The sequence below is a fragment of the Bacillus sp. FSL R7-0685 genome, from assembly GCF_038002425.1.
Lineage (GTDB): Bacteria > Bacillota > Bacilli > Bacillales > Bacillaceae > Bacillus > Bacillus subtilis.
Window position 1 is genome coordinate 1,966,129 of the sequence record NZ_JBBOCN010000001.1, and the last position, 22,376, is coordinate 1,988,504.

Below are 22,376 nucleotides of genomic sequence, written 5' to 3' on the forward strand. Positions count from 1 at the left end.
CCGCGAATCCGCTCTATTGTTTGTGCGGGATTGCTTTATTTGAAGTGATCTTTTCTAAAATGTCGAGGATGATGTCAGCATTCTTTTCAGCATATGTTCCTTCCAGCATGTCTTTATGAGCGCCAAAACCCGTGTACTCACTATAGTTTCCGCAGGCGCCTTCCCATTTCGTTAAGCCTGTATTCTTGCTGGTTTCGGGATGGATTCCAGCTTCGATGAAATGAATGCTTGCTTTGATGTGCCCTTCATTCAGCAATTGTGCCCAATATTCCTGATAGTTTCTTTTTTTCTTCATCACCTTTTCTCTGACTGCTTCAGGCAGATATGCTGCAGATTCGTCATTCCCGGTATCGATAGGCAAAGGCTGTTCTTTTAGATAAGCGTCCACGATAATGAAGTCGCTGACTTCTAATCCTTTGCGCTCCATAGCCTGTGCCACTTCAAAAGCCAGGTTTCCGCCTGCAGAGTAGCCTAATAAAACGTATGGGCCCTCAGGCTGTATGTCCGTCATACAATTAACATATTGTTCAATGCGGGTGTCTTGTTCAATAAAGTGAAACCCGTATACGGCTGCCTTCTCATTCAGCAATAAAGCAAGGTCTTTAAAATAAATGCCAAATCCTGATATCGGCGGGAAGCAGAAAAGATTTTGCGCGCCGTGCTGGTTCAGTTTGATCACATGCTGTTCATCTGCCGCTCTCAGCTGTTTAGAATAAAGTTTTTCGGCAAGCTGAGCGATTGTCGGATGTTCGAACAAGAAATCAATCGGTATGTCAATGTTCTGCTGATGTTTTAGTGTATGTATGACTTGCAGTGCTTTTAGTGAATGTCCGCCAATAGCAAAGAAGTCATCATCAATACTGATTGTGTTAACACCGAGGACTTGCTTCCAAATGTTCGCCAATTCTTCTTCAACCAAGTTTCTTGGCAATATGATGTTCTGTCGTTTGGCAGGCTTATTTTCTGGAATAGGCAGCGCGCTGCGGTCTATTTTTCCGTTTCCGGTAAGCGGCATCCGCTCCACACGCACCCAGTGCAGCGGGATCATATAGTCTGGAAGCACACGCGCCAAATAAGCGCGAAAATCCGTATCTGTTTTTTTGTGATCACCGACGTAATGAGTGTACAGCTGCGCCTCTCCATCTTTTTCTCTCAATGTCACTGCTGCTTCTTGAACGCCTTCCATTTCTAACAGGCGCGCTTCTATTTCGGCAGGCTCAATTCGTTTTCCGCGGATTTTCATTTGCCTGTCAATTCTGCTGATGTATTCTAAGTTTCCATCAGGCAGCCAGCGCGCCAAATCACCGGTACGGTATATTCTTTCTCCAGGCAAGAAAGGATGAGGAGAAAAAACAGCATTTGTCAGGTCATCTCTGTTCAAATAGCCTTTAGCGACACCATCACCGCCAACACAAAGCTCGCCGGGAACGCCTATTGGCAAAAGACGTCCTTTTGTATCTAAGATGTAAGCGGTGCTATTGCTGATTGGTTTTCCAATCGGAATCGGCCCCGCATAGTCTCTCTTCATTTCAAAAAAGGTTGAAAAAGTCGTGTTTTCCGTAGGCCCGTAAATATTATGAAGCGCGAGATCTGGACAGGCGTGTCTGACAGCATTCATCAGAGCAGGAGAGAGTGCTTCTCCTCCGACATATAACGTATAGAGTCCGCGAAACATGTCAGCTCGTACCTGTGCCAGCTGATTAAAAAGAGCTGTCGTTAAAAATAGCACTGTAATGTCATTTTCAAGCAAATACGCTCCAAACTGATCAGGTGTCAGCATTGTCGATTTATCAATGATATGAAGGCTTGCGCCATTTAAAAGTGCCCCGAACATTTCAAAGGTGACGGCGTCAAAGCTGATAGATCCAGTCATAATAAACCGGTCATCACCGGACGCAGACGTGTAATTGCTGTTTCTGACAAGGGACACGACATTGCGATTCGTGATCATGACCCCTTTCGGCCGGCCTGTTGATCCTGAGGTATACATGATGTACGCAAGATCATCCGGGCTGGAGCTGATATTAATAGGGATATCGTTCTCTTCCATCAATCCCTGCGCATCTGAAATGATACATGTTCCTGAGAACGCAGCGTTTTGCTCCAATCCCTTTTGAACAATCAGCATTTTTGCCTGCGTTTCCTCAAGCATAAAGCTGACTCGTTCAGGCGGAAGCTCCGCATCAAGCGGGAGGTATGCTCCCCCTGCTTTTAATACGGCAAGCACACTGATCATGAATTCGGGAGAATGTGCAGCCAATATTCCGGCTGTCTCGTTTTTCCGAAATCCCTTTTGAATTAACTCTCTGGCGAGCGCATTAGAGCGTTTATCAAGCTCTTTATACGAAATAGACATATTGCCATACACAAGTGCGGTATGGTCTGGCGTCTTTTCTGCTTGTTCGCGAAATAAATCGATAATTGTATGATTCTTTGGATACTCCGTTTTTGTATTGTTGAACTGTGTGACAATCTGCTCTTTTTCTGTTGCATCAAGAAAAGAAAAATCAGCAATTGGCATATGAGGGTGCTGTGCAGCTGTGCTAAGCGCTTGCGTAAATTGCCTCTTGATACAGCTGATCCAGGCAGCATCGTAAACGAATGCATTATAGCTGAACTTGATGACAAGCTCTTCGCCAGGAGCAACGACAAGATTAAAGTTATATCCTGATTGCTCGGATACTTGAACTTGATCGATTTGCAGCGGTGAATCGGTTTGATCAGCGGAATCGGCGATTTTCTGCTGTAACGGATAGTTTTCAAAGACGATAATGTGATCAATCAGTTCCTGTTTTAATGCGGTGTTTGCCTGAATATCAAATAAAGGCTGGCAGGTAAACGGCTCAGCTTCCAGCATTTCTTTCTGGCAGCGTATGAGCAGCTCGTGAAACGTTTCGTCTTGGTGTGTTTTAATTCGAATCGGTATGGTATTGATAAACAACCCTATCATTTGCTCCACGCCTGGGATTTCTGACGGTCTTCCTGATACAACTGCGCCAAACACAACGTCGTCTGTGCGGTTATATTGCTGCAGCATCACACCCCAGACTGCCTGAATAAGGGTAGCGAGCGTGACGCCGTGTTGTTTGGCAGTCTCTTTCAGCTTGTCTGTCAGTGGTTTATTTAATGAAAATATCAAATCTTCACGGTGATAACCTTCTTTTGTTTCTTTATCAGACACACGAGGCAGAGGTGATGGAGTGCTGTAGTTTTTTAAATAGGTATCCCAGTAGGCCGCTGCTTTTTCTTTGTCTCGGTTTGTCAGCCAGGAAATATAGGTGCTGTACGGACGGACAGGGTCTAATGAAAGCGGTTTTCCTGCATGAATCGATTGATAAATTTGCATAAATTCCTGCATAACAATACCTAGGCACCATCCGTCCATTAAAATGTGATGGTGACTCCAAAGACAGACATGCTCATCTTCAGCTGTTTTGAACAGAGAAATCCGCATCAGCATGTCTTTTTGCAAATCAAAGCCTTTTTGCTTGTCCTTCTCTTTAAAGCGTTCAATATACTCATTCTGGTCGTTTGTTGGCAGATGGGAAATGTCTTCGCTGTACAAATGGAATTCACGTTCTGTCATCACGACTTGCCGAGGTCCCGACAAATGCGGGACGTGCGGCAAAAACACGGTTCTGAAAATATCATGGCGGTCGATAATGGCTTGAATGCTGCGCTGGAACCAGTCATAGCTGAGGCTTCCTTTAATGGTGAAGAGCGACTGCTCGACATACGCCCCCTCCTCTTTACGGAGGAAGGAATGAAACAGCATCCCCTCCTGCATGTGACTCAGAGGATAAATGTTCTTGATTTTTTTTATGTTATCCATAGTGTCTGCACCTTTCTTCACGGTTTCATTAGTGAAAACTGAGCATATCAGCAATCTCTTGCAGGGCATCCTCGGTCAGTTCTTGATCATCATAATCACTGATCGTCTTTTCTGTTTCTCTTTTGTTCTGGCAGTGTTCGATCAGCTGTAATAAAAATTGACGGCATGTTTCGCTAAGCTGTTCGATGGTTTTGCGCTGAAAGCGGGCATTGTCATAAGTCATATTGACAGTCAATTTTCCTTCTGCAGCGATTGCGCTGATATCCAGCGACTGTTCACGGTTCCATGTTGTGCTGATATCACCTCCGGCACCAAGCGGAGAGAATGAGAAGGCGTCCTCCTCAGGTACTTCAGCTGTGCGGCCGCTTTCAAATTGACCAAGATAATTAAAGCTGATTTCTGGTGCACCTGTGAAATTGATGTCTTTTTTGCCAGGAGGCGTCAAATATTTGATGACACCGTAGCCGAATCCTTTGTCAGGTACACGTCTCAGTGTATCTTTTGTTGTTTTTAGCACATGAACCATGTATTCTTCCGAATCTGGCAAGTCTGCGTTCAATTTAACCAATAACGGATAAATGGCGGTAAACCATCCAACCGTCCGGCTCACATCTATTCCTTCTAATACATCCTCTCGCCCGTGGCCCTCTAATGATAGTTTGAAGGCGGATTGATTGGTCCAATGGCGCAGCGCAAGAATGACAGAAGCGAGCAGCATGTCCTGCGTATCAGTGTTATATGCGCTGTTGGCGTCTTTTAAGAGTGCTGCTGTCTCTTTCTCGTTTAAGGTAAACGAAATCGTGGACCGTTGTCCCTCGTGTGCTCTAGTTCCATCAATGTGATCAAAAGGCAATGCCTCTGTTTGATACTCTTCGGCCTCGCGCCAATACTTGAGCTGTTTCATGAGCTGCTGGCTTTCAGCGTAGTCAGAGAGCTTTTTCGTGTACGCTTTAAATGAGCTTGTTTTAGGAGGCAGCTGAATCTCTTTCCCGCCGCCTGCAGCTTGGCGATACCCTAAAGCCAAATCTTCAAGCAGAACCCTCCATGAGATGCCGTCAACGACGAGGTGATGAGCCGATAAAAATAAGAAATCACCGTCAATTGTGTGGAAAAGACCGGCTTGCAGCAGCGGACCATTCTTCAAATCCATTTTCTGCTGAATATCAAGTACATGGCGTTTGATAATAGGCTCATACGCTCTATTTCCATCAGTGCATAAATCAATCATCTGAAGGCCGTACAACGCGTCGTCCGAATGACTGAGCGGCCGATTATATTGATCCCACTTTCCTTGTTCATTCTGTGTAAACACCATTCGCAGCGCATCATGATGACACGTTATTGCTTTTAACGTTTTTCGCAGTGCGTCTTCTTGTACAGAGGTGCTTCGATGCAGCATTACGGACTGATTAAAATGGTGTTTTTCTTTTATATCTTGAGAAAGAAACCATTTTTGAACAGGCGACCATTGTACGTCTCCCTCAACCGCAGCTTGGCTGGAACTTGTATCTGAATCACGGATATAAGCTGCCAATTCTTGAATGGTCGGATGGCTAAACAAATCTTTCACTGCCATTTGCTTGCCTATCCGGTGAAGCCGCGCAGATACCTGTAACGCTTTGATTGAATCTCCGCCAAGGTCAAAGAACGAATCAGCTGTTCCGATCTTTTCTGCCCCCAGTACTTCTTTCCATATATCTGCCAGTATTTGTTCCATTTTGCTGGCTGGCGGGAGGAATGGACGTTCACCTTCGTGGTTGTAAACAGGTTTTGGAAGTGCTCCGCGATCCAGCTTGCCGTTTGGTGACAATGGAAGTGAGTCCAGTTTTTCAATAAACGCAGGGTGCATAAACACCGGCAGCTTGTTTTGTAATTCTGAGCGTACAGCATTTGTGCTCAACTCTGGTTTTGTCACCACATAAGCGCTTAATTCGGTTTGTCCTGACGCTGTTACATGAGCAACTACTGCGGCGTCTTTTACACCCTTTATACACCGGATGACCGATTCAATTTCTTTCGTTTCTACACGGTATCCTCTGATTTTGACTTGATCATCGATTCTTCCGAGATATTCGAGTGTACCGTCGGCCATCCATCTGGCGGCGTCTCCTGTTCGGTACATTCGTGCTTCGGGTTTAAATGGATTCTGCGTGAATGCTCTCTCTGTCAGTTCTGGAAGATTAACGTACCCTCTTGCAAGCCCTGTTCCTGCTATACAAAGCTCTCCCGCAACACCGATTGGCTGAAGCTGATGATTGCTATTTAAAATCAGCACTTGAGTTCCGTCAATCGGCTGGCCGATGCTTACGTATGCCTGCTTTTCCATATGTCTCATGACGGTAGTCGCCACGCTGTTTTCTGTCGGTCCATATTCGTTGGCGAGTTCGGTATGCGGACATATAGCTAAGCTGCGGGCGATCAATTCGCGGTCAGCCGCTTCTCCCGCCAGTGTGACGACTCTAAGCGTCTTTACATCTTCCGGCTGCACTACGTCCAAAAGCGCTCGATATAAAACAGGCACAATAATCATATGTGTAATCCGTTGACGAGACAGCTGATGCTTAATGGCTAGAATATCCTTCGCTTCCTCTTCATGAAGCAAAACGGCTTTTGCACCTGACAAAAGCGGTGTAAACATACTAGTTAAAAAGCCGTCAAATGAGAAAGAAAAGAGCTGCAGAATGGTATCTGTCTCGTTGAATGCATAAGCGTTTCGCCGCCACTGAAGAGTGTTAGCAATACCTTTATGCTCGACCATTACCCCTTTTGGACGGCCCGTCGTTCCAGAGGTATAAATGATATAAGCCAAATGATGGGCAGACGACATTTGCGGCAGCGGCGATTTGTCGTCTGCCTCTACGCTTTCTATCGTCAAGATCTCTCCTTCAAAGTCAGCAAGTACTCCCCGATCCGCTTCATTTATTGTCATCAGCAGTTTCGTTCCGCTGTCGCTAAGGATATAGCGTTTGCGTTCTGTCGGGTATTCAGGATCAATGGGAACGTAACAGCCGCCTGCTTTCCACACACCAAGTATGGCTGCTATCATACTGAACGAACGATGCATCATGATGCCTACTGGTGTGTCCGGCTTAACACCTCTGTTGCTCAATGCACGTGCGATTCCATTGGACCACTCGTCCAACTCTTGATAAGTCAGTGTTTTGTCTCCGCTGACAAGTGCAGAAGCTTTTGGTGTTCGTGCAGCTTGCTGCTCAAACAATTGACTGATTGTTTGAACTCCGTATTGATTCGCTTGCCCGGTGTTAAACTCATTAAGCAGCTGGTGCCGCTCTTCTTGGGTCAGGATGTCGATATGGTTGAGTGTCACCTCCGGGTTTTTACCAATGATGCTAAGTACATTTGTTAAATGCGATGCCCAGCGTTCAATGGTGGTTTTCTCGAACAATGCGGTTGAATATTCAAAAAGGAAATGAATGTTTCCGTCGCCCTCAGATGCCTGTAGTGTCAAATCGAATTTAGAAACGAGATGAGAAACTTGTGCCGGCTTCATTTGCAAATCATGAAGATGCAATCGCTCGTAATCATTATTTTGAACAACTAACATCGCATCAAACACTGGATTCCGGCTCATATCCCGTGTCAATTCAAGCTTATCGACAAGTTCTTCGAACGGGTAATCCTGGTGCTCAAAGGCTTCCAATGCTGTCTCGCGCACTTCCTGCAAGTACTGTACAAACGGCTTCCCGCCCTCCGGGCGCGTCCGAAGCGCCAGCGTGTTCACAAACATGCCGAGTATCGTCTCAAGATCCTTGTGCGGCCGGCCGGCGATTGGCGAGCCGACGATGATATCCTCCTGTCCGCTTAAGCGTGACAAGAACGCGGTGTAAGCCGCAAGGAGCACCATGTACAGTGTGCTTCCGTTTTCTCGTGCCAGCTTGTGAAGGCCTGATGCAACCTCTTGATCCAGCGTAAATGAGACCTTGTCACCAGCGAAGCTTCGCACCGGCGGGCGGGCATGATCAGCGGGGAGATCCAACACAGGCAGCTCGCCCTCGAGCTGCTTCAGCCAGTACGCCTCTTGCGTTTTGTACGCGTCTCCTGTTTTGAATCCTTCTTGCCATACGGCATAATCTTTATATTGAATGCGCAGTGCCGGAAGCTTCCGATTATTGTACAGCTCGCCGAATTCCCGAATCAGAATGTTGACGGAAACACCGTCTGAAATGATGTGATGCATATCAACCAGCAACAGGTGCCGCTCATCTGATACCTTTACGATTTGGGCACGGAACAGCGGCGCTTGGCTGAGATCAAACGGTTTGATAAATGCGGCTGCGGCCTCCTGTTCGGTTCGTGCGCCGAGAACTGTAGTCTGTAACGTAAACGGCACCTCGTCATGGATGCGCTGCACCGGATCGCCTCCTGCGTCCTGTTCGAAGGCGGTTCGAAGCGACTCGTGGCGCTTGATCAGCTCTTGGAAAGCTCTGTCCATCCTTTCAGGGTTGAGCTTCCCTTCGAGCTCTAACACAGCCGGCATATTGTAGCCTGTCCCTCCGTCCTCCAGCTGCTGAAGGACATAAATCCGCTTTTGGGCAGAGGAAACCGGATAGGTTTCCTGTTTTTCAGCGGGCTTAATCGCTTCATATGGACTGTCCGTTCCTTCACGGATAACAGTAGCCAGTCCTTCTACCGTCGGATGGGAAAACACATCTTTTAGCGGCACCTGTACATCGAATTCTTTGGCGATCCGTGAGACAAGCGCGGTTGCTTTTAAGGAATGTCCCCCGCGGTCAAAAAAGTTGTCGTGAATCCCGACAGGTCCATTTTTCAGCACGTCCTCCCACAGCTGAGAAAGCTTCATCTCAGTCACGTTTCTCGGCGCCGTGTAGGTCTCCGCATCTGCCGCTCCACCAGGAACTGGCAGGGCGTTTCGGTCAAGTTTTCCGCTTGGTGTAACCGGCCACTGTTCCATCTCTATCATATAGGCTGGGACCATGTAGCCCGGCAACAGTCTCTCAAGCTGTGCCCGCACTTCGTTTCTTTGGAGCCCTTCTACATAAGCGCATAATTCCGGCTCCCCGCTGTCTGTCCGTACGGTAACGGCCGCCTCTCTTACTCCTTCTATGCTTCTTAGTGCCGCTTCAATTTCTCCCGGCTCAATCCGGTAGCCGCGAATTTTCACCTGATCATCCGTGCGCCCGAGGAATTCAACATTCCCGTCAGGGAGCCAGCGCGCCACATCCCCGGTTTTGTACATGCGTTCACCCGGGTAAAACGGGTCCTCAAGAAAACGCTCCTCCGTTAATGCCGGCCGATTCAAATAACCTCTGGCAACACCCGCTCCGGCAATGTACAGTTCGCCGATACATCCAGCAGGCAGCATCTGCTGATTCTGATTCAGGATATATAATCTGACATGATGAACAGGTTTTCCAATTGGAATCCGTTCAAGTTTTTCATGCGGCGGACAATCAAAGAATGCAGCTTCTATGGTTGCTTCCGTTGGCCCATAGGAATTGGTTATTGAAACATTTGGAAGCAACTCGTAAAATCGGGAGACAAGATGGGTCCCCAGCTGTTCTCCCCCAGAAAATACTCGCTTGAGTCTGTTTGTCTTAATCGGTACAGAGCGATATTTTATATGTTCTAAAAATGCATGGAGCATTGAAGGCACAAAATGCATAGCTGTGATCTTTTGTTCTTCTATGGCCTTCACGATCACTTCAGGTTCTTTTTCGCCCCCCTGAGGAAGCAGATAAACAGAAGCTCCGGCATAAGGCCACCAAAACAGCTCCCATATTGAAGCATCGAATGAATAAGATGTTTTGTGCATAATCATATCTGAATGCTTTAGCTGATAGCGGGACTGTAGGGAATTCAAAAAATTCACCGCTGATCGATGTTCAATTTCAACACCCTTAGGCATCCCGGTAGAGCCGGATGTATAGATGACATAGGCTAAAGATTGCGGGAGAACATCCACATTCGGATTGGACAAACGATGTGCCAGTCCGCTATTTGTCTGATTGAGATAGACAATCTCTCCTGCAAATGCCGGAACATGGAGACCGGCAGACTGAAGCACGAGGAGAATGTTTGTACCGCTGTCCTCCAGCAGAAAGCTGATTCGTTCTTCCGGATAATCCGGGTCAATGGGCAGATAAGCGCCGCCAGCTTTAAGAATGCCATAAATGCCAAGCAGCATTTCAGGTGAACGCTTTCCTATAATGGCCACAGTCGTTTCGGGTTTTACCCCCCGTCCGATCAGCTCCCAGGCGATACGGTTAGCCTGTTCGTTCAATTCTTTATAGGTCATCACTCCATCTTCGAAGATAACGGCCGCCTGATCAGGCGTTTTTGCTGCCTGCTGTTCAAGTGCATAGTGGAGCGTTTGATTCATTGAATAGCCCGTCTCCTCAAACAGATGGCATGATTCAATGAAATCTCGCTCTTCTTCTTTTGTTAAGATTGGAATATCGTCCAATTCTGTTTCAGGACTGGCAGCTGTATGTTCCACAAGCGTGGTGAAAAGGCTGGCCCACCTTTGGATGGTTTCTTTCTCAAACAAAGCTGTACTGTATTCAAACTGACAGAAAAGCTCGGAATCATGTTCTGTAACGTATAGGGAAATATCAAATTTTGATATTGGGTGCTCCAAGTCGTTCCACTGAAGCTGTACATCATTCATTTTTAGCTTTTGCTGTTCCATATTCTGAAGGACTAGCGTTGTGTCAAACAAAGGATTCCGGCTCATTTCCCGCTGCACACCGAGTTTGTCCACAAGCTCTTCAAACGGGTAATCCTGATGCTCATACGCTTCTAGTGCCGTCTGTCTGACTTCTTTCAGAAATTCCTCAAATGTCTTATTACCCGCCGGGCGTGTGCGGAGAGCCAGTGTATTGACGAACATCCCAAGAACAGCTTCAAGGTCGGCATGGGGCCGTCCGGCGATAGGTGAACCAATTACGATATCATCCTGACCGCTTAACCGAGACAAAAAGGCTGAATACAAAGCGAGAAGCGTCATATAAAGCGTGCTTCTGTTTTTATGGGCGAGCCGCTTTATGCGGGCCGTGATCTCTTTGTCCAATTGAAAGGTTACTTTTCCGCCTATGAATTGCCGTTCTGCCGGACGTCGTTTATCTGTTGGAAGCTCCAGTATAGGAAGATCCCCGCTAAACTGCTGCTGCCAGTAAGTCTCCTGCTTTTGGTACGAGTCTCCCTTTTTAAATTTCTGCTGCCATACGGCGTAATCTTTATATTGGATCCGCAATGGCTTAAGCTGCCGGTTGGCATAAAGATCGGTAAATTCTCGGATTAGGAGCTGAACGGATACGCCATCTGAAATGATATGGTGCATATCCACCAGCAATACATGCTTCTCGTTTGACACTTCTATAAGGCCTGCTCTAAATAATGGCGCCTGGCTGAGATCAAAGGGACGGACAAATCCCTCGATAGTGGTCTCTTTACTTAATGTAAACGGCACTTCGGTGTGGATACGCTGAACCGGCTCGTCATCAGCTCCGGATACAAAGGAAGTTCGAAGCGGCTCATGCCGGCTGATCAGTTCTTTACATACAGCAGACAGTTTGGCGACATCTAGTGCACCTTCCAGTTCTAAGACCGCAGGCATGTTATAGGCGACACCCTCATCAAGCTGTTGAAGCACATAGATTCGTTTTTGGGCCGAAGATACAGGATATGTATCCCTTTTTTCTGCTGGTTCAATTGTTGCATACGGATTTTGTTCTGCCTCTCGAATGATTAAAGCTAATCCTTCAACAGTCGGATGAGCAAAGATGTCCTTAAGTGAAACTTGCACATGGAATTCCTTTGCGATCCGTGACATAAGCACTGTTGCTTTTAACGAGTGACCGCCATTGTCAAAAAAGTTGTCTTGGATGCCTATATGCCCATTCTTTAGCACATCTTCAAATAGTTGCGAAAGCTTTGCCTCTAACAGATTTCGAGGGGCAGTATATGGGTTTCCGCTGATTGAAGCATCTGGCTCCGGAAGTGCTGCGCGATCTATTTTTCCGTTTGGGGTAAGAGGTATGCTGTCAACCCATATCCATTTCGCCGGAATCATGTATTCTGGGATCTCACTAGCCATATAACTGCGTAAATCTATTGCGTTCAGCTTTTGTACACTGCAATAGTAAGCGCATAATTCATGTTCACCGTTTTCATCTTGCCAGATGAGAATGGCAGCCTCACTAATGTCCGGATGATTCATTAACGTGACTTCGATTTCTTGCGGCTCAATTCGATAACCTCTGATTTTCACTTGATTGTCTGCCCGTCCGATATATTCGATGTTGCCGTCTTCAAGCCGTCTGGCCAAATCACCTGTCCGGTACATGATCACACCAGGCTTGAATGGATCGGATGAAAATTTGTCGCTTGTCAGTTTATCGTGATTGACATATCCTCTGGCAACACTTGCGCCGGAAATATAGAGTTCGCCTGGTACGCCGCATGGCTGAAGCTGTTTTTGATGATTCAAAATATATAGATCAGTACAGCCTATCGGTTTACCGATTGGCGGAAGCTCAGGAATAGGGTCTCCAGGATGAATGGTATACGTAGATACCACATGAGTTTCTGAAGGTCCGTAATGATTGTGCAGGTGTATGCCGCGTTCACGCAACACATTTTGGAAAAGGTCTGAAATCATTAATTGTTCCCCGGCTGCGATCAGGTGTTTGACGCCATCAGGAAACGAATTCGCTAGTTCACGCTCGCTGAAAATCATTTTGATAAAAGCAGTTGGGAGAAACACAATATTCGTCTGATGCTTGTTTATAAATGCAAACAGCTGAGGCACATCTCTTTTTATGGCTTCTGGCACGATGTGGAGTGTGCCGCCTTTCAGAAGCGCAGAAAAAATTTCTTGATAGCAGACGTCGAAGGAAGGTGTCGCAAATTGCAGAACATCTGCTTCAAAGTCAATGCCGGAGTGAGTATATTCGAATTTCAGCAAGTTAGCCATGTTTCGATGCTCAAATTGAACACCCTTTGGTTTACCTGTTGTGCCTGATGTATAAATCATATACAGCAGATCGTCAGCATTGTTGACTGACTTTATGTTACTGCCGTCTACTTTGCTTTCGATATCTTCTGGATGAGTGATAATGTAATTGTCTTCTAACGATGAGGAAAGATGCGCTTGTGAAACAACATGCGAACAGCCGCAATCATGCAGGATATAACGGATTCTGTCAGCCGGGTAATGCGGATCAACCGGAACAATGGCGCCGCCTGCCTTTAAGATTCCAAGAACGCCGGTGATAAACGCCGCAGAGCGTTCCATCATAATCGCAACGGGTTCCTCTCTCACAACGCCTTTCATTCGTAAATGCCGTGCCAATCTGTTAGCCGCTTTATTCAGTTCTCTGTATGTTAATGAGCAGGCTTGATCAATTACAGCATGAGCATCTGGTGCCTTTTCCACCTGTTTTTCAAACATGGCATGGATGGTTTCGTAAACTGGTGTTTGATCTGTGATTTCTCCAATCAGCTGCCGCTTTTCAGTATCTGTCGTGATATCGATTTCTTCAGGTGGAAGATTCGGATTATTTAAGATTTGTGATACAGCATTCAGAAGATGCTCTTTGACAGAGAGCACAAAAGACCGATCGTGCTGCTCCGCATCATAGTTCATTTTGATATGAATTTCTTCCCCTGGCGCCACCATAAGATAAAAGCTGTAGTTGGTTTCATCTGCGACAGTGAAATTATGAATCTGAAAAAGATCAGAAGCATGTTCCTGTTTGTTCAGCATTTGAATCTCTTGCTGCACCGGATAGTTTTCAAATACGAGAATATGATCAATCAGCCCTTGCTTAACAGCTGAGCGGGATTGAATCTCATACAAAGGGTGGTAGCTGTATGCTTCAGCGGCAAGACGGTCTTTTTGCATATCTTTTATAAGTTGAAGAAATGGCGTTTTTGCCCCCTGCACCCGAATCGGCATCGTATTAATGAAAAGACCTACCATATGTTCAATGCCTTCGATTTCTGCGGGCCTTCCTGAAATGACAGAACCGAATACGGCGTCATCGTTATTATTATATTTTTGTAGCAGAATGCCCCAAATGGTATGAAAAATCGTACTGAGTGTCACTTCTTCTCTAGCAGCAAGCTCTGAAAGCCTGCTGCTTTCTTCCTTAGAGAATGAAAATGTAACGTGTTCCTGCCTGCTTCTTCCCTTTGTTTTTTTCTGCTTCGGGAGCACGGTTTGCTGTTCATGGCCGGAAAGATAATGGTCCCAATAAGAAACCGCCTGCTCTTTGTCTTGCTCCATCAGCCATTTGATATACTTTCCGTATGGCTGGACCGGCTCCAATGTTATTGGGGATGCATTTACATAAGATGCGTAAATATGCAGAAACTCCTTTAGCACAATGCTGAGGCACCAACCGTCCATCATGATATGATGAAAGGTCCAAATGCAAGAGTACTGGCTCTCTCCTGTTTGAATCAGAGCGATGCGCATGAGCACATCCTTTTGCAAATGAAACCCCCGGTCCCGGTCCTTTTCTTTCCATTGCTCGATAAACTGTGATTGCTCCGCCTCGTTTAAATGAGTAATGTCTTCTTCCAGGACGATGACATTTCGTTCTCTCAGAACAACCTGCTGAGGAGAGGAAACATTTTGGCTGATAAAAATCGTTCTGAAAATATCATGTCTTTCTACAAGAGCGTTGATGCTGTTTTGAAAAAACTGTGGGTTGACTTTTCCTTCTATTGTAAAAGAAGCTTGCTCAACATACGCCTGTGAATCTTTTTGCAGGAGGGAATGGAAAAGCATCCCTTCCTGCATGTAAGACAGCGGATAAATATCCTGAATTGAATTCGCTTTTGTCATGTTCATGTCTCCCTGTCACGATTTTCTACAATTCTTCCACCAAGCTGGATATGCTGTCCAAGTCCTCTGCCGTTAATGATTGACTGCTGAAATCGCTCAGTGTCTTTTCTGCTTTCTGTTGACCGGCGCAGTGTTTCATAATGTCCAGCAAAAAGTGTTCAATCCTGTTAATAAGCTGCTCCATTGTGTTTCTGTGAAAGCGGGATGGCGGATAACTAAGATTGAAATGGAGCTTTTTGTCTGCTGCCATTGCGCTCATCTCGATGATTTGCTCACGCTTCCATGTATGAGTGATATCCTTTCCGCTCCCAAGGCTTGATGGGCGGAAGGTGTCCTGTCTTTCGATGTCGTTGAACTGGCCCAAATAGTTAAAGCTGATTTCAGGTGTTTTTGAAAACGTAATGCTTTTATTTTCAGGGTGTGTAAGGTATTTCAGCATACCGTAACCTACCCCTTTGTTTGGTATCCGGCCCAGTGTATCTTTAACGGTTTTTAATGCGATTCCGAGCTCATCCCTATGATTTTCAAAGCTTATGAGGGCCGGATACATGGATGTAAACCAGCCGACCGTCCTGCTGATATCTAACTCTGGCAGAATGTGTTCTCTCCCGTGTCCTTCCATAGCGATACGGAGCTTACTTCCTCCTGTCCATTCACAAATCGCCAAGGATGCTGCGGTTAACAGAATATCTTGTGTATCTGTGCCATAGGCGTAATTGACGTTTTGCAGCAAGACGGCGGTGTCTGCTTCAGTCAGTGAAAAGCTTAATGAGTCCCTTTTGCTGGAGTCGATGTTCAGATGATGCGGTATTGCATATGGCAGTTCTGCGGCTTGTTGTTCTTCTACACTTCGCCAATACGCCTCTTCGCGAATCAGCTTACCGCTTTGGGCATATTCCTGTATGCGTCTTGCGTATTCCTGATAGGAATCTGTTTTAGGCGGAAGCTGGATCGTCTGGCCTGCAGCAGCTTGTTGATATCCGGCTGACAAATCCTCCAGCAAAATCCGCCATGAGACACCATCAACGACAAGGTGATGGATCGCAAGGAACAAGTAATCTCCGGTCAGTGTTTTAAACAAAGCGGCGTGCAACAATGGTCCTTCCTGCAAATTGATGCTTTGCTGAAGATCTGCAACTTCTTGTTTGATTTGCGTCTCCCAGCCGCTTTCTGACTGTGAAAGATCAGAGATTCTTAAGCTGTATAGCTGTGACTCATGAATGCCTTGGTTGATTTGAATCCATCGCCTGTCATCGTTGCGATAAACCATCCGAAGCGCATCATGATGCTCCGCCAGTTTTTTCAAGGCTGGTCTAAGGGCGTTTTCAGACAAACGTCCAGAATGGAATAGCATGACAGACTGATTGAAATGGTGTCTTTCTTCAATATCTTGTGAAAAAAACCATTGCTGAACAGGCGTCCAAGGAACGTCTCCCTGAACGGGTCCTTGCTCTATGATTCTCTCTGACTTACGGATAAATGGTGATAAGTCCTTTATCTTTGGATGACGGAATAAATCACTTACCTGCAAGCTTAGCCCATAGCGCCCAAGGCGTGCAGAAACTTGAAGCGCTTTGATTGAATCTCCGCCCAATTCAAAAAACGAATCCTCTATTCCGATCCTCTGGATGCCGAGAACCTCCTGCCAGATCAACGCAAGTTGGTCTTCAAGGTCATTTCGAGGCGGAGCGTACGTTTGTTTAGATGTGAAATTTGGTTCAGGAAGTGCTTTTCGGTTCAATTTGCCGTTTGATGTGAGCGGAAGAGTCTCCATTTCAATAATGTACGCCGGGATCATATAGTTTGGCAGCGAACGCGCGAGAAGAGAACGCACTTGTTCAGCATTCGTGCCTGCTTTTACGCTGATATAGCCAAACAGCTCTTTGCTCCCGGTCTGGGCTGTACGTGCTAACACTGCGGCTTCTTTGACTCCGTCTATTTGACGAAGTGCTGTTTCGATTTCACCCAGCTCCACCCGATAGCCTCTGACTTTTACTTGATCATCAATACGGCCAACGTACTCAATTGTGCCATCAGGAAGCCAGCGCGCCAGATCACCCGTGCGATACAGTCGATCGCCGGGTACAAATGGGTTTTTGACAAATTTCTCTTTCGTTAAATCAGGACGGCCCAAATATCCTCTGGCGACGCCATCTCCGCCGACACAAAGTTCACCGACAGCTCCGACCGGCTGCAGCACTCCCCATTGATTTAAGATATAAGCGGTGGAATTACCAACCGGCCGCCCGATCGGAATGGAAAGTTCATATGTTTTTTGAATGTGAAGGCATGTCGAAAAAGTTGTATTTTCGGTAGGGCCATATCCATTCCATATAGATACTTCAGGGCAGACATTTCTGATTCGATTGACGTGGCTCGGCGACAAAGCTTCTCCGCCTATAATTAAATGTTTCAGCTGTGAAAATGTTTGTTCATTTTGTTCTGTCAAATGATTGAATAGAGAAGATGTCAGCCAAATCGTTGTGATTCCTTGATGTTCTATGTACCTCTTAAGCTGATGGGAATCGAGAAATGTTTGTTGATCGGACAGATGCAAAGCGGCACCATTTAGCAGCGGTCCGAAAATTTCAAATGACCCAACGTCGAAACCGATTGATGATGTCATCAGAAGGCGGTCTTCAGGTGTAAATGTAATATAATTGCTGTTTTTAACAAGACGAATTACACTTCGCTGCTCAATCATGACACCCTTTGGTTTACCGGTTGATCCAGAGGTATAAATGATATATGCGAGTGAATGTGGCCCTGCTGAAGAATCAACGTTCTTCGTTTTTCCTTGCTTTTGAATATCTTCGATTATGATTTGTTCACATTCAATGTCTAATAGTTGTTTTTCTGTTTTTTCAGATTGAAGGAGTAATGCCGCCCCGCTGTCTGACAGCATATAAGCTATTCGTTCAACAGGCAGATCAGAAGCAATAGGCAGATAGGCTCCCCCAGCTTTCAGAATGCCCAGCATTCCTGCAATGAGTTCTGGTGTTCTGCCTGTCAACAAGGCTACAACACTATCAGGCCCTACGCCCTTAATCTGTAGAACTGAGGCAATTTGATTTGCCCAGCTGTTCATGTCCTCGTAAGTGAATACTTGGGTGTCGCTGACAATTGCTACAGCATTAGGTGTTTGTTCTGCCTGCATTTCAAAGAGTCTGCTGATGGTTTCATTTCTTGGATAATCTATTTTTGTACGATTGAGCTCGTGGATAAGGTAATGGGTCTCATCCTCATTCAGGATATTTATTGTTCCGAGAGCGGCTTTGTTGTCTTTGATGATGGAGAGTAACATATTGATGAAGTATTGAAGCCACTTTTCTATCGTTTTTTTCTTATATAAGTCAGTACTAAACTCCATTTGGAACGTCAGCAAACCGCGGGGCTGTTCCTGTGTATATAGGGTTAAATCAAATTTGGACGTTTGATGCCCATTGTGTGCTGCAGGTTTGAGACAAAGTTCATTCAGCTCCAACGATTCCTGATCCATGTTTTGAAGAACAAACATTACGTCAAACAGCGGATTTCTGCTCATATCCCGTGTTAATTCAAGCTTATCGACAAGCTCTTCGAACGGGTAATCCTGGTGCTCAAAGGCTTCCAATGCTGTCTCACGCACTTCCTGCAAATACTGTACGAATGGCTTCCCGCCCTCCGGGCGCGTCCGAAGCGCCAGCGTGTTCACAAACATGCCGAGTATCGGCTCAAGATCCTTGTGCGGCCGGCCGGCAATTGGCGAGCCGACGATGATATCTTCCTGTCCGCTTAAGCGTGACAAGAACGCGGTGTAAGCCGCAAGGAGCACCATGTACAGTGTGCTTCCGTTTTCTCGTGCCAGCTTGTGAAGGCCTGATGCAACCTCTGGTTCCAGCGTAAATGAGACCTTGTCACCCGCGAAGCTTCGCACCGGCGGGCGGGCATGATCAGCCGGAAGATCCAGCACAGGCAGCTCGCCCTCGAGCTGCTTCAGCCAGTACGCCTCCTGCGTTTTGTACGCGTCTCCTGTTTTGAATCCTTCTTGCCATACGGCATAATCTTTATATTGAATGCGCAGTGCCGGAAGATTCCGATTATTGTACAGCTCGCCGAATTCCCGAATCAGAATGTTGACGGAAACACCGTCTGAAATGATGTGATGCATATCAACCAGCAATAGGTGCCGCTCATCTGATACCTTTACGATTTGGGCACGGAACAGCGGCGCTTGGCTGAGATCAAACGGTTTGATAAATGCGGCTGCGGCCTCCTCTTCGGTTCGTGCGCCGAGAACTGTAGTCTGTAACGTAAACGGCGCCTCGTCATGGATGCGCTGCACCGGATCGCCTCCTGCGTCCTGTTCGAAGGAGGTCCGAAGCGACTCGTGGCGCTTGATCAGCTCTTTGAAAGCTCTGTCCATCCTTTCAGGGTTGAGCTTCCCTTCGAGCTCTAACACAGCCGGCATATTGTAGCCTGTCCCTCCGTCCTCCAGCTGTTGAAGGACATAAATCCGCTTTTGGGCAGAGGAAACCGGATAGGTTTCCTGTTTTTCAGCCGGTTTTATCGCTTTATATGGACTGTCCGTTCCTTCACGGATAACGGCCGCCAGTCCTTCTACCGTCGGATGGGCAAACACATCTTTTAGCGGCACCTGTACATTGAATTCTTTTGAGATCCGTGAGACAAGCGCCGTTGCTTTTAAGGAATGCCCCCCGCGGTCAAAAAAGTTGTCGTGAATCCCGACAGGGCCATTTTTCAGCACGTCTTGCCACAGCTGAGAAAGCTTCATCTCAGCCACGTTTCTCGGCGCCGTGTAGGTCTCCGCATCTGCCGCTCCGCCAGGAGCTGGCAGGGCGTTTCGGTCGAGCTTTCCGCTTGGCGTAACCGGCCACTGTTCCATCTCTATCATATAGGCTGGGACCATGTAGCCCGGCAACAGTCTCTCAAGCTGTGCCCGCACTTCGTTTCTTTGGAGCCCTTCTATATAAGCGCATAATTCCGGCTCCCCGCTGTCTGTCCGTACGGTAACAGCCGCCTCTCTTACGCCTTCTATGCTTCTTAGTGCTGCTTCAATTTCTCCCGGCTCAATCCGGTAGCCGCGGATTTTCACCTGATCATCCATGCGTCCGAGGAATTCAATATTCCCGTCAGGGAGCCAGCGCGCCACATCCCCTGTTTTGTACATGCGTTCACCCGGGTAAAACGGGTCTTCTAGAAAACGCTCCTCCGTCAATGCCGGCCGATTCAAATAACCTCTGGCAACACCCGCTCCGGCAATGTACAGTTCGCCGGCGACACCAGAAGGCTGTACGGCTAAATGCGGATCTAAAACATACAAACGCGCACCGGGTACGGGCTTCCCAATCGGAATCCGCAAACGATCTCTGTCCCGTTCTGGATCCAATACGTAAAATGCCGCGTCTACCGTTGCTTCTGTCGGCCCGTAACCATGGATTAATGATACCTGCGGCAATACAGAAGCAAAATGGGCTGCCGTACGCGGCGCAAGCGGTTCACCTCCGGCGAATACACGTTTCAGCCTTGTGCTGTCACGCAACCTTTCGATTTCCGCTTGATCGAGAAAGCTGTTCAGCATAGCCGGAATAAAATGAGCCGTTGTCACGTTTTCCTGATCAATGGCTTTTACGATCAATGCCGGATCTTTCTCCCAGCCGGGCGGAAGCAGATACGCCGAAGCACCGGAAAGAGTCCACCAAAACAGCTGCCAGACAGACGCATCAAAGGAAAAAGAGGTTTTCACCATGACAATGTCAGCTTCCGAAAGCGGAAACTGGTGCTGCATGCCGGTCAGAAAGGAAACAGCCTGGCGGTGCTCAACGGCCACTCCTTTTGGCTGCCCGGTAGAGCCCGATGTATAGATGACATAGGCGAGAGAACCGCCGTCAGCAGGAGTAAATAGATGGTTTTCTGCTTTTTCGCTCGCAAGAGATGTCATGTCAACTTCAAGCGTCTCTCCGGAAAAGTTCGGTACGGAACATTTCGGCTGCGTCAGCAAGAGTGATGCCCCGCTGTCTTTCAGCATGTAGCTCAGCCGCTCCTTTGGATACGCAGGATCAAGCGGCAAATAGGCCCCTCCGGCCTTCAATACAGCAAGGACAGCGATCAGCATGTCAGGTGAGCGTTCAGACAGGACACCGACGATACTTTCGTTTGTGACGCCGCGTGCCGCTAGGTGCACAGCCAGCCGGCTGGCGTACATGTCAAGCTCAGCGTATGTCAGCGAACCGCCGGAAAAGCGAATCGCTGGCCGCTCCGGTGTGACTGCCGCCTGTCGCTCAAACAGCCCATGCAGGGTTGGGGCTTCAGGTGAAACTGATACTGTCCTGTTATTTTGAGAAACGATTTTCCGTGTTTTGTCCTCATCTAGCAACGTCATCTTTGACACAGGAAGAGATGGATCAGAGATGACGTCAGAGATCATGTGCTGTAAATAATCTTTTATTTCGGACATCATATTTGGTTGATAAGTGCCTGTATGAAAATGAATCCGAACGTACAAAGTACGCCCTGGAATCACTTTGACACTGCATCTATAATTAGTTACCTCTTCCATCTCAAAATCTTTCACGGAGAAATCAAATGATCCAGCTTGATTCAGCTCTTCAATCTCTTGTTGAGTAGGTGTATTTTCAAAGACGATAATATGATCAATCAGCTCTTGTTTAAGAGCGCTCTGCGCCTGAATGTCATATAAAGGGAAGTAACTATACGCTTCTGCTTCAGTCATGTCCTTTTGCATTCCGCTGACTAGGTCAGAAAAAGACAGAAAATCACTTTGGACTCGAATAGGAAGGGTATTGATAAAAAGTCCGACCATGTTTTCCACATCTTTTAGCTCAGAAGGTCTGCCTGATATAACTGATCCGAACACAGCATCGTCGCGGCGATTGAACTTTTGGAGCATGATTCCCCATAAAGCTTGGAAAACAGTGTTAAGTGTCGCACCACAAGCTGCAGCGATTTTCTGTAATTCGGAGGTTTCTTTTTCAGGAATGGTAAACGTGATCTGCTGTAATGTCCCATCCGACATTTGATTTGTTCTTTTAGGCAGAGGCGAAGCTTTTTCGAAATGCTGAAGCCTCTTTTTCCAATACTCAGCTGCTTCTTCCCGGTCTTGCTGCATCAGCCATTTAATATACGTCCCGTACGGCTGTACGGGAGGCAAATCAGGAAACTGCCCTTTTCCAAGCGCTTGATAAATATGGAGAAAGTCTTTAATGACGATGCCTAAACACCAGCCATCCATTAAAATATGATGGTGGCTCCAGATACAGACATAATGATCAGGCGCCCATTTTAAAATAGATATTCTCATCAGCACATCCGTTTGGAGATCAAAGCCTTTGGATTTGTCCTGCTCTTTGAATGCCTCTGTACAATGTTCTTTATCTTTTTCATTGAGATGAGAAATATCTTCAACATGAACAGGGCAATGACGTTGCTTGAGCACGACTTGACGAGGTTTGGCTACATTTTTATAGATGAATGCTGTTCGAAAGATATCGTACCTGTCAAAAACAGCATCCATACTTTTCTGAAAACTCTCCAAGTCAAGCTGTCCATGGATCGTAAAAGAAGCCTGTTCAAAATAAGCTCTCGACTGTTCATCATACAGTGAGTGAAAAAGCATCCCTTCCTGCATAAATGACAAAGGGTATATATCCTGTATTTCGGGTTGCTGCGGCATCAGTGAATCTCCTCTCC

Annotated in this window: 3 protein-coding genes; all 3 read right to left on the minus strand. The window is 46.7% G+C overall.

The window, feature by feature from the left end:
* Nucleotides 1–13: 13 nt before the first annotated feature.
* Genes ppsE through ppsC form a run of 3 tightly spaced genes read right to left on the minus strand, consistent with a single transcriptional unit; the run spans nucleotide 14 to nucleotide 22,359 of the window.
* The gene (gene ppsE, locus MKY50_RS10065; RefSeq protein ID WP_341116578.1) at nucleotides 14–3,853 is read right to left on the minus strand and encodes a plipastatin non-ribosomal peptide synthetase PpsE; all 3,840 of its coding nucleotides are present in this window, start codon (nucleotides 3,851–3,853) and stop codon (nucleotides 14–16) included.
* 7 nt (nucleotides 3,854–3,860) lie between these two features.
* On the minus strand, nucleotides 3,861–14,666 hold the full coding sequence (ppsD, locus tag MKY50_RS10070; RefSeq protein ID WP_341116579.1) for a plipastatin non-ribosomal peptide synthetase PpsD: 10,806 nt from the start codon (nucleotides 14,664–14,666) through the stop codon (nucleotides 3,861–3,863).
* Between the two features lie 25 nt (nucleotides 14,667–14,691).
* Complete coding sequence (gene ppsC, locus MKY50_RS10075; protein ID WP_341116580.1) at nucleotides 14,692–22,359, minus strand: plipastatin non-ribosomal peptide synthetase PpsC; 7,668 nt, start codon at nucleotides 22,357–22,359, stop codon at nucleotides 14,692–14,694.
* Nucleotides 22,360–22,376 lie beyond the last annotated feature (17 nt).

What these genes read in the sequence shown, in the direction of transcription:
- ppsD (WP_341116579.1), bottom strand. Translation starts at nt 14,666, where the DNA reads ATGACAAAAGCGAATTCAATTCAGGATATTTATCCGCTGTCTTACATG.
- ppsC (WP_341116580.1), bottom strand. Translation starts at nt 22,359, where the DNA reads ATGCCGCAGCAACCCGAAATACAGGATATATACCCTTTGTCATTTATG.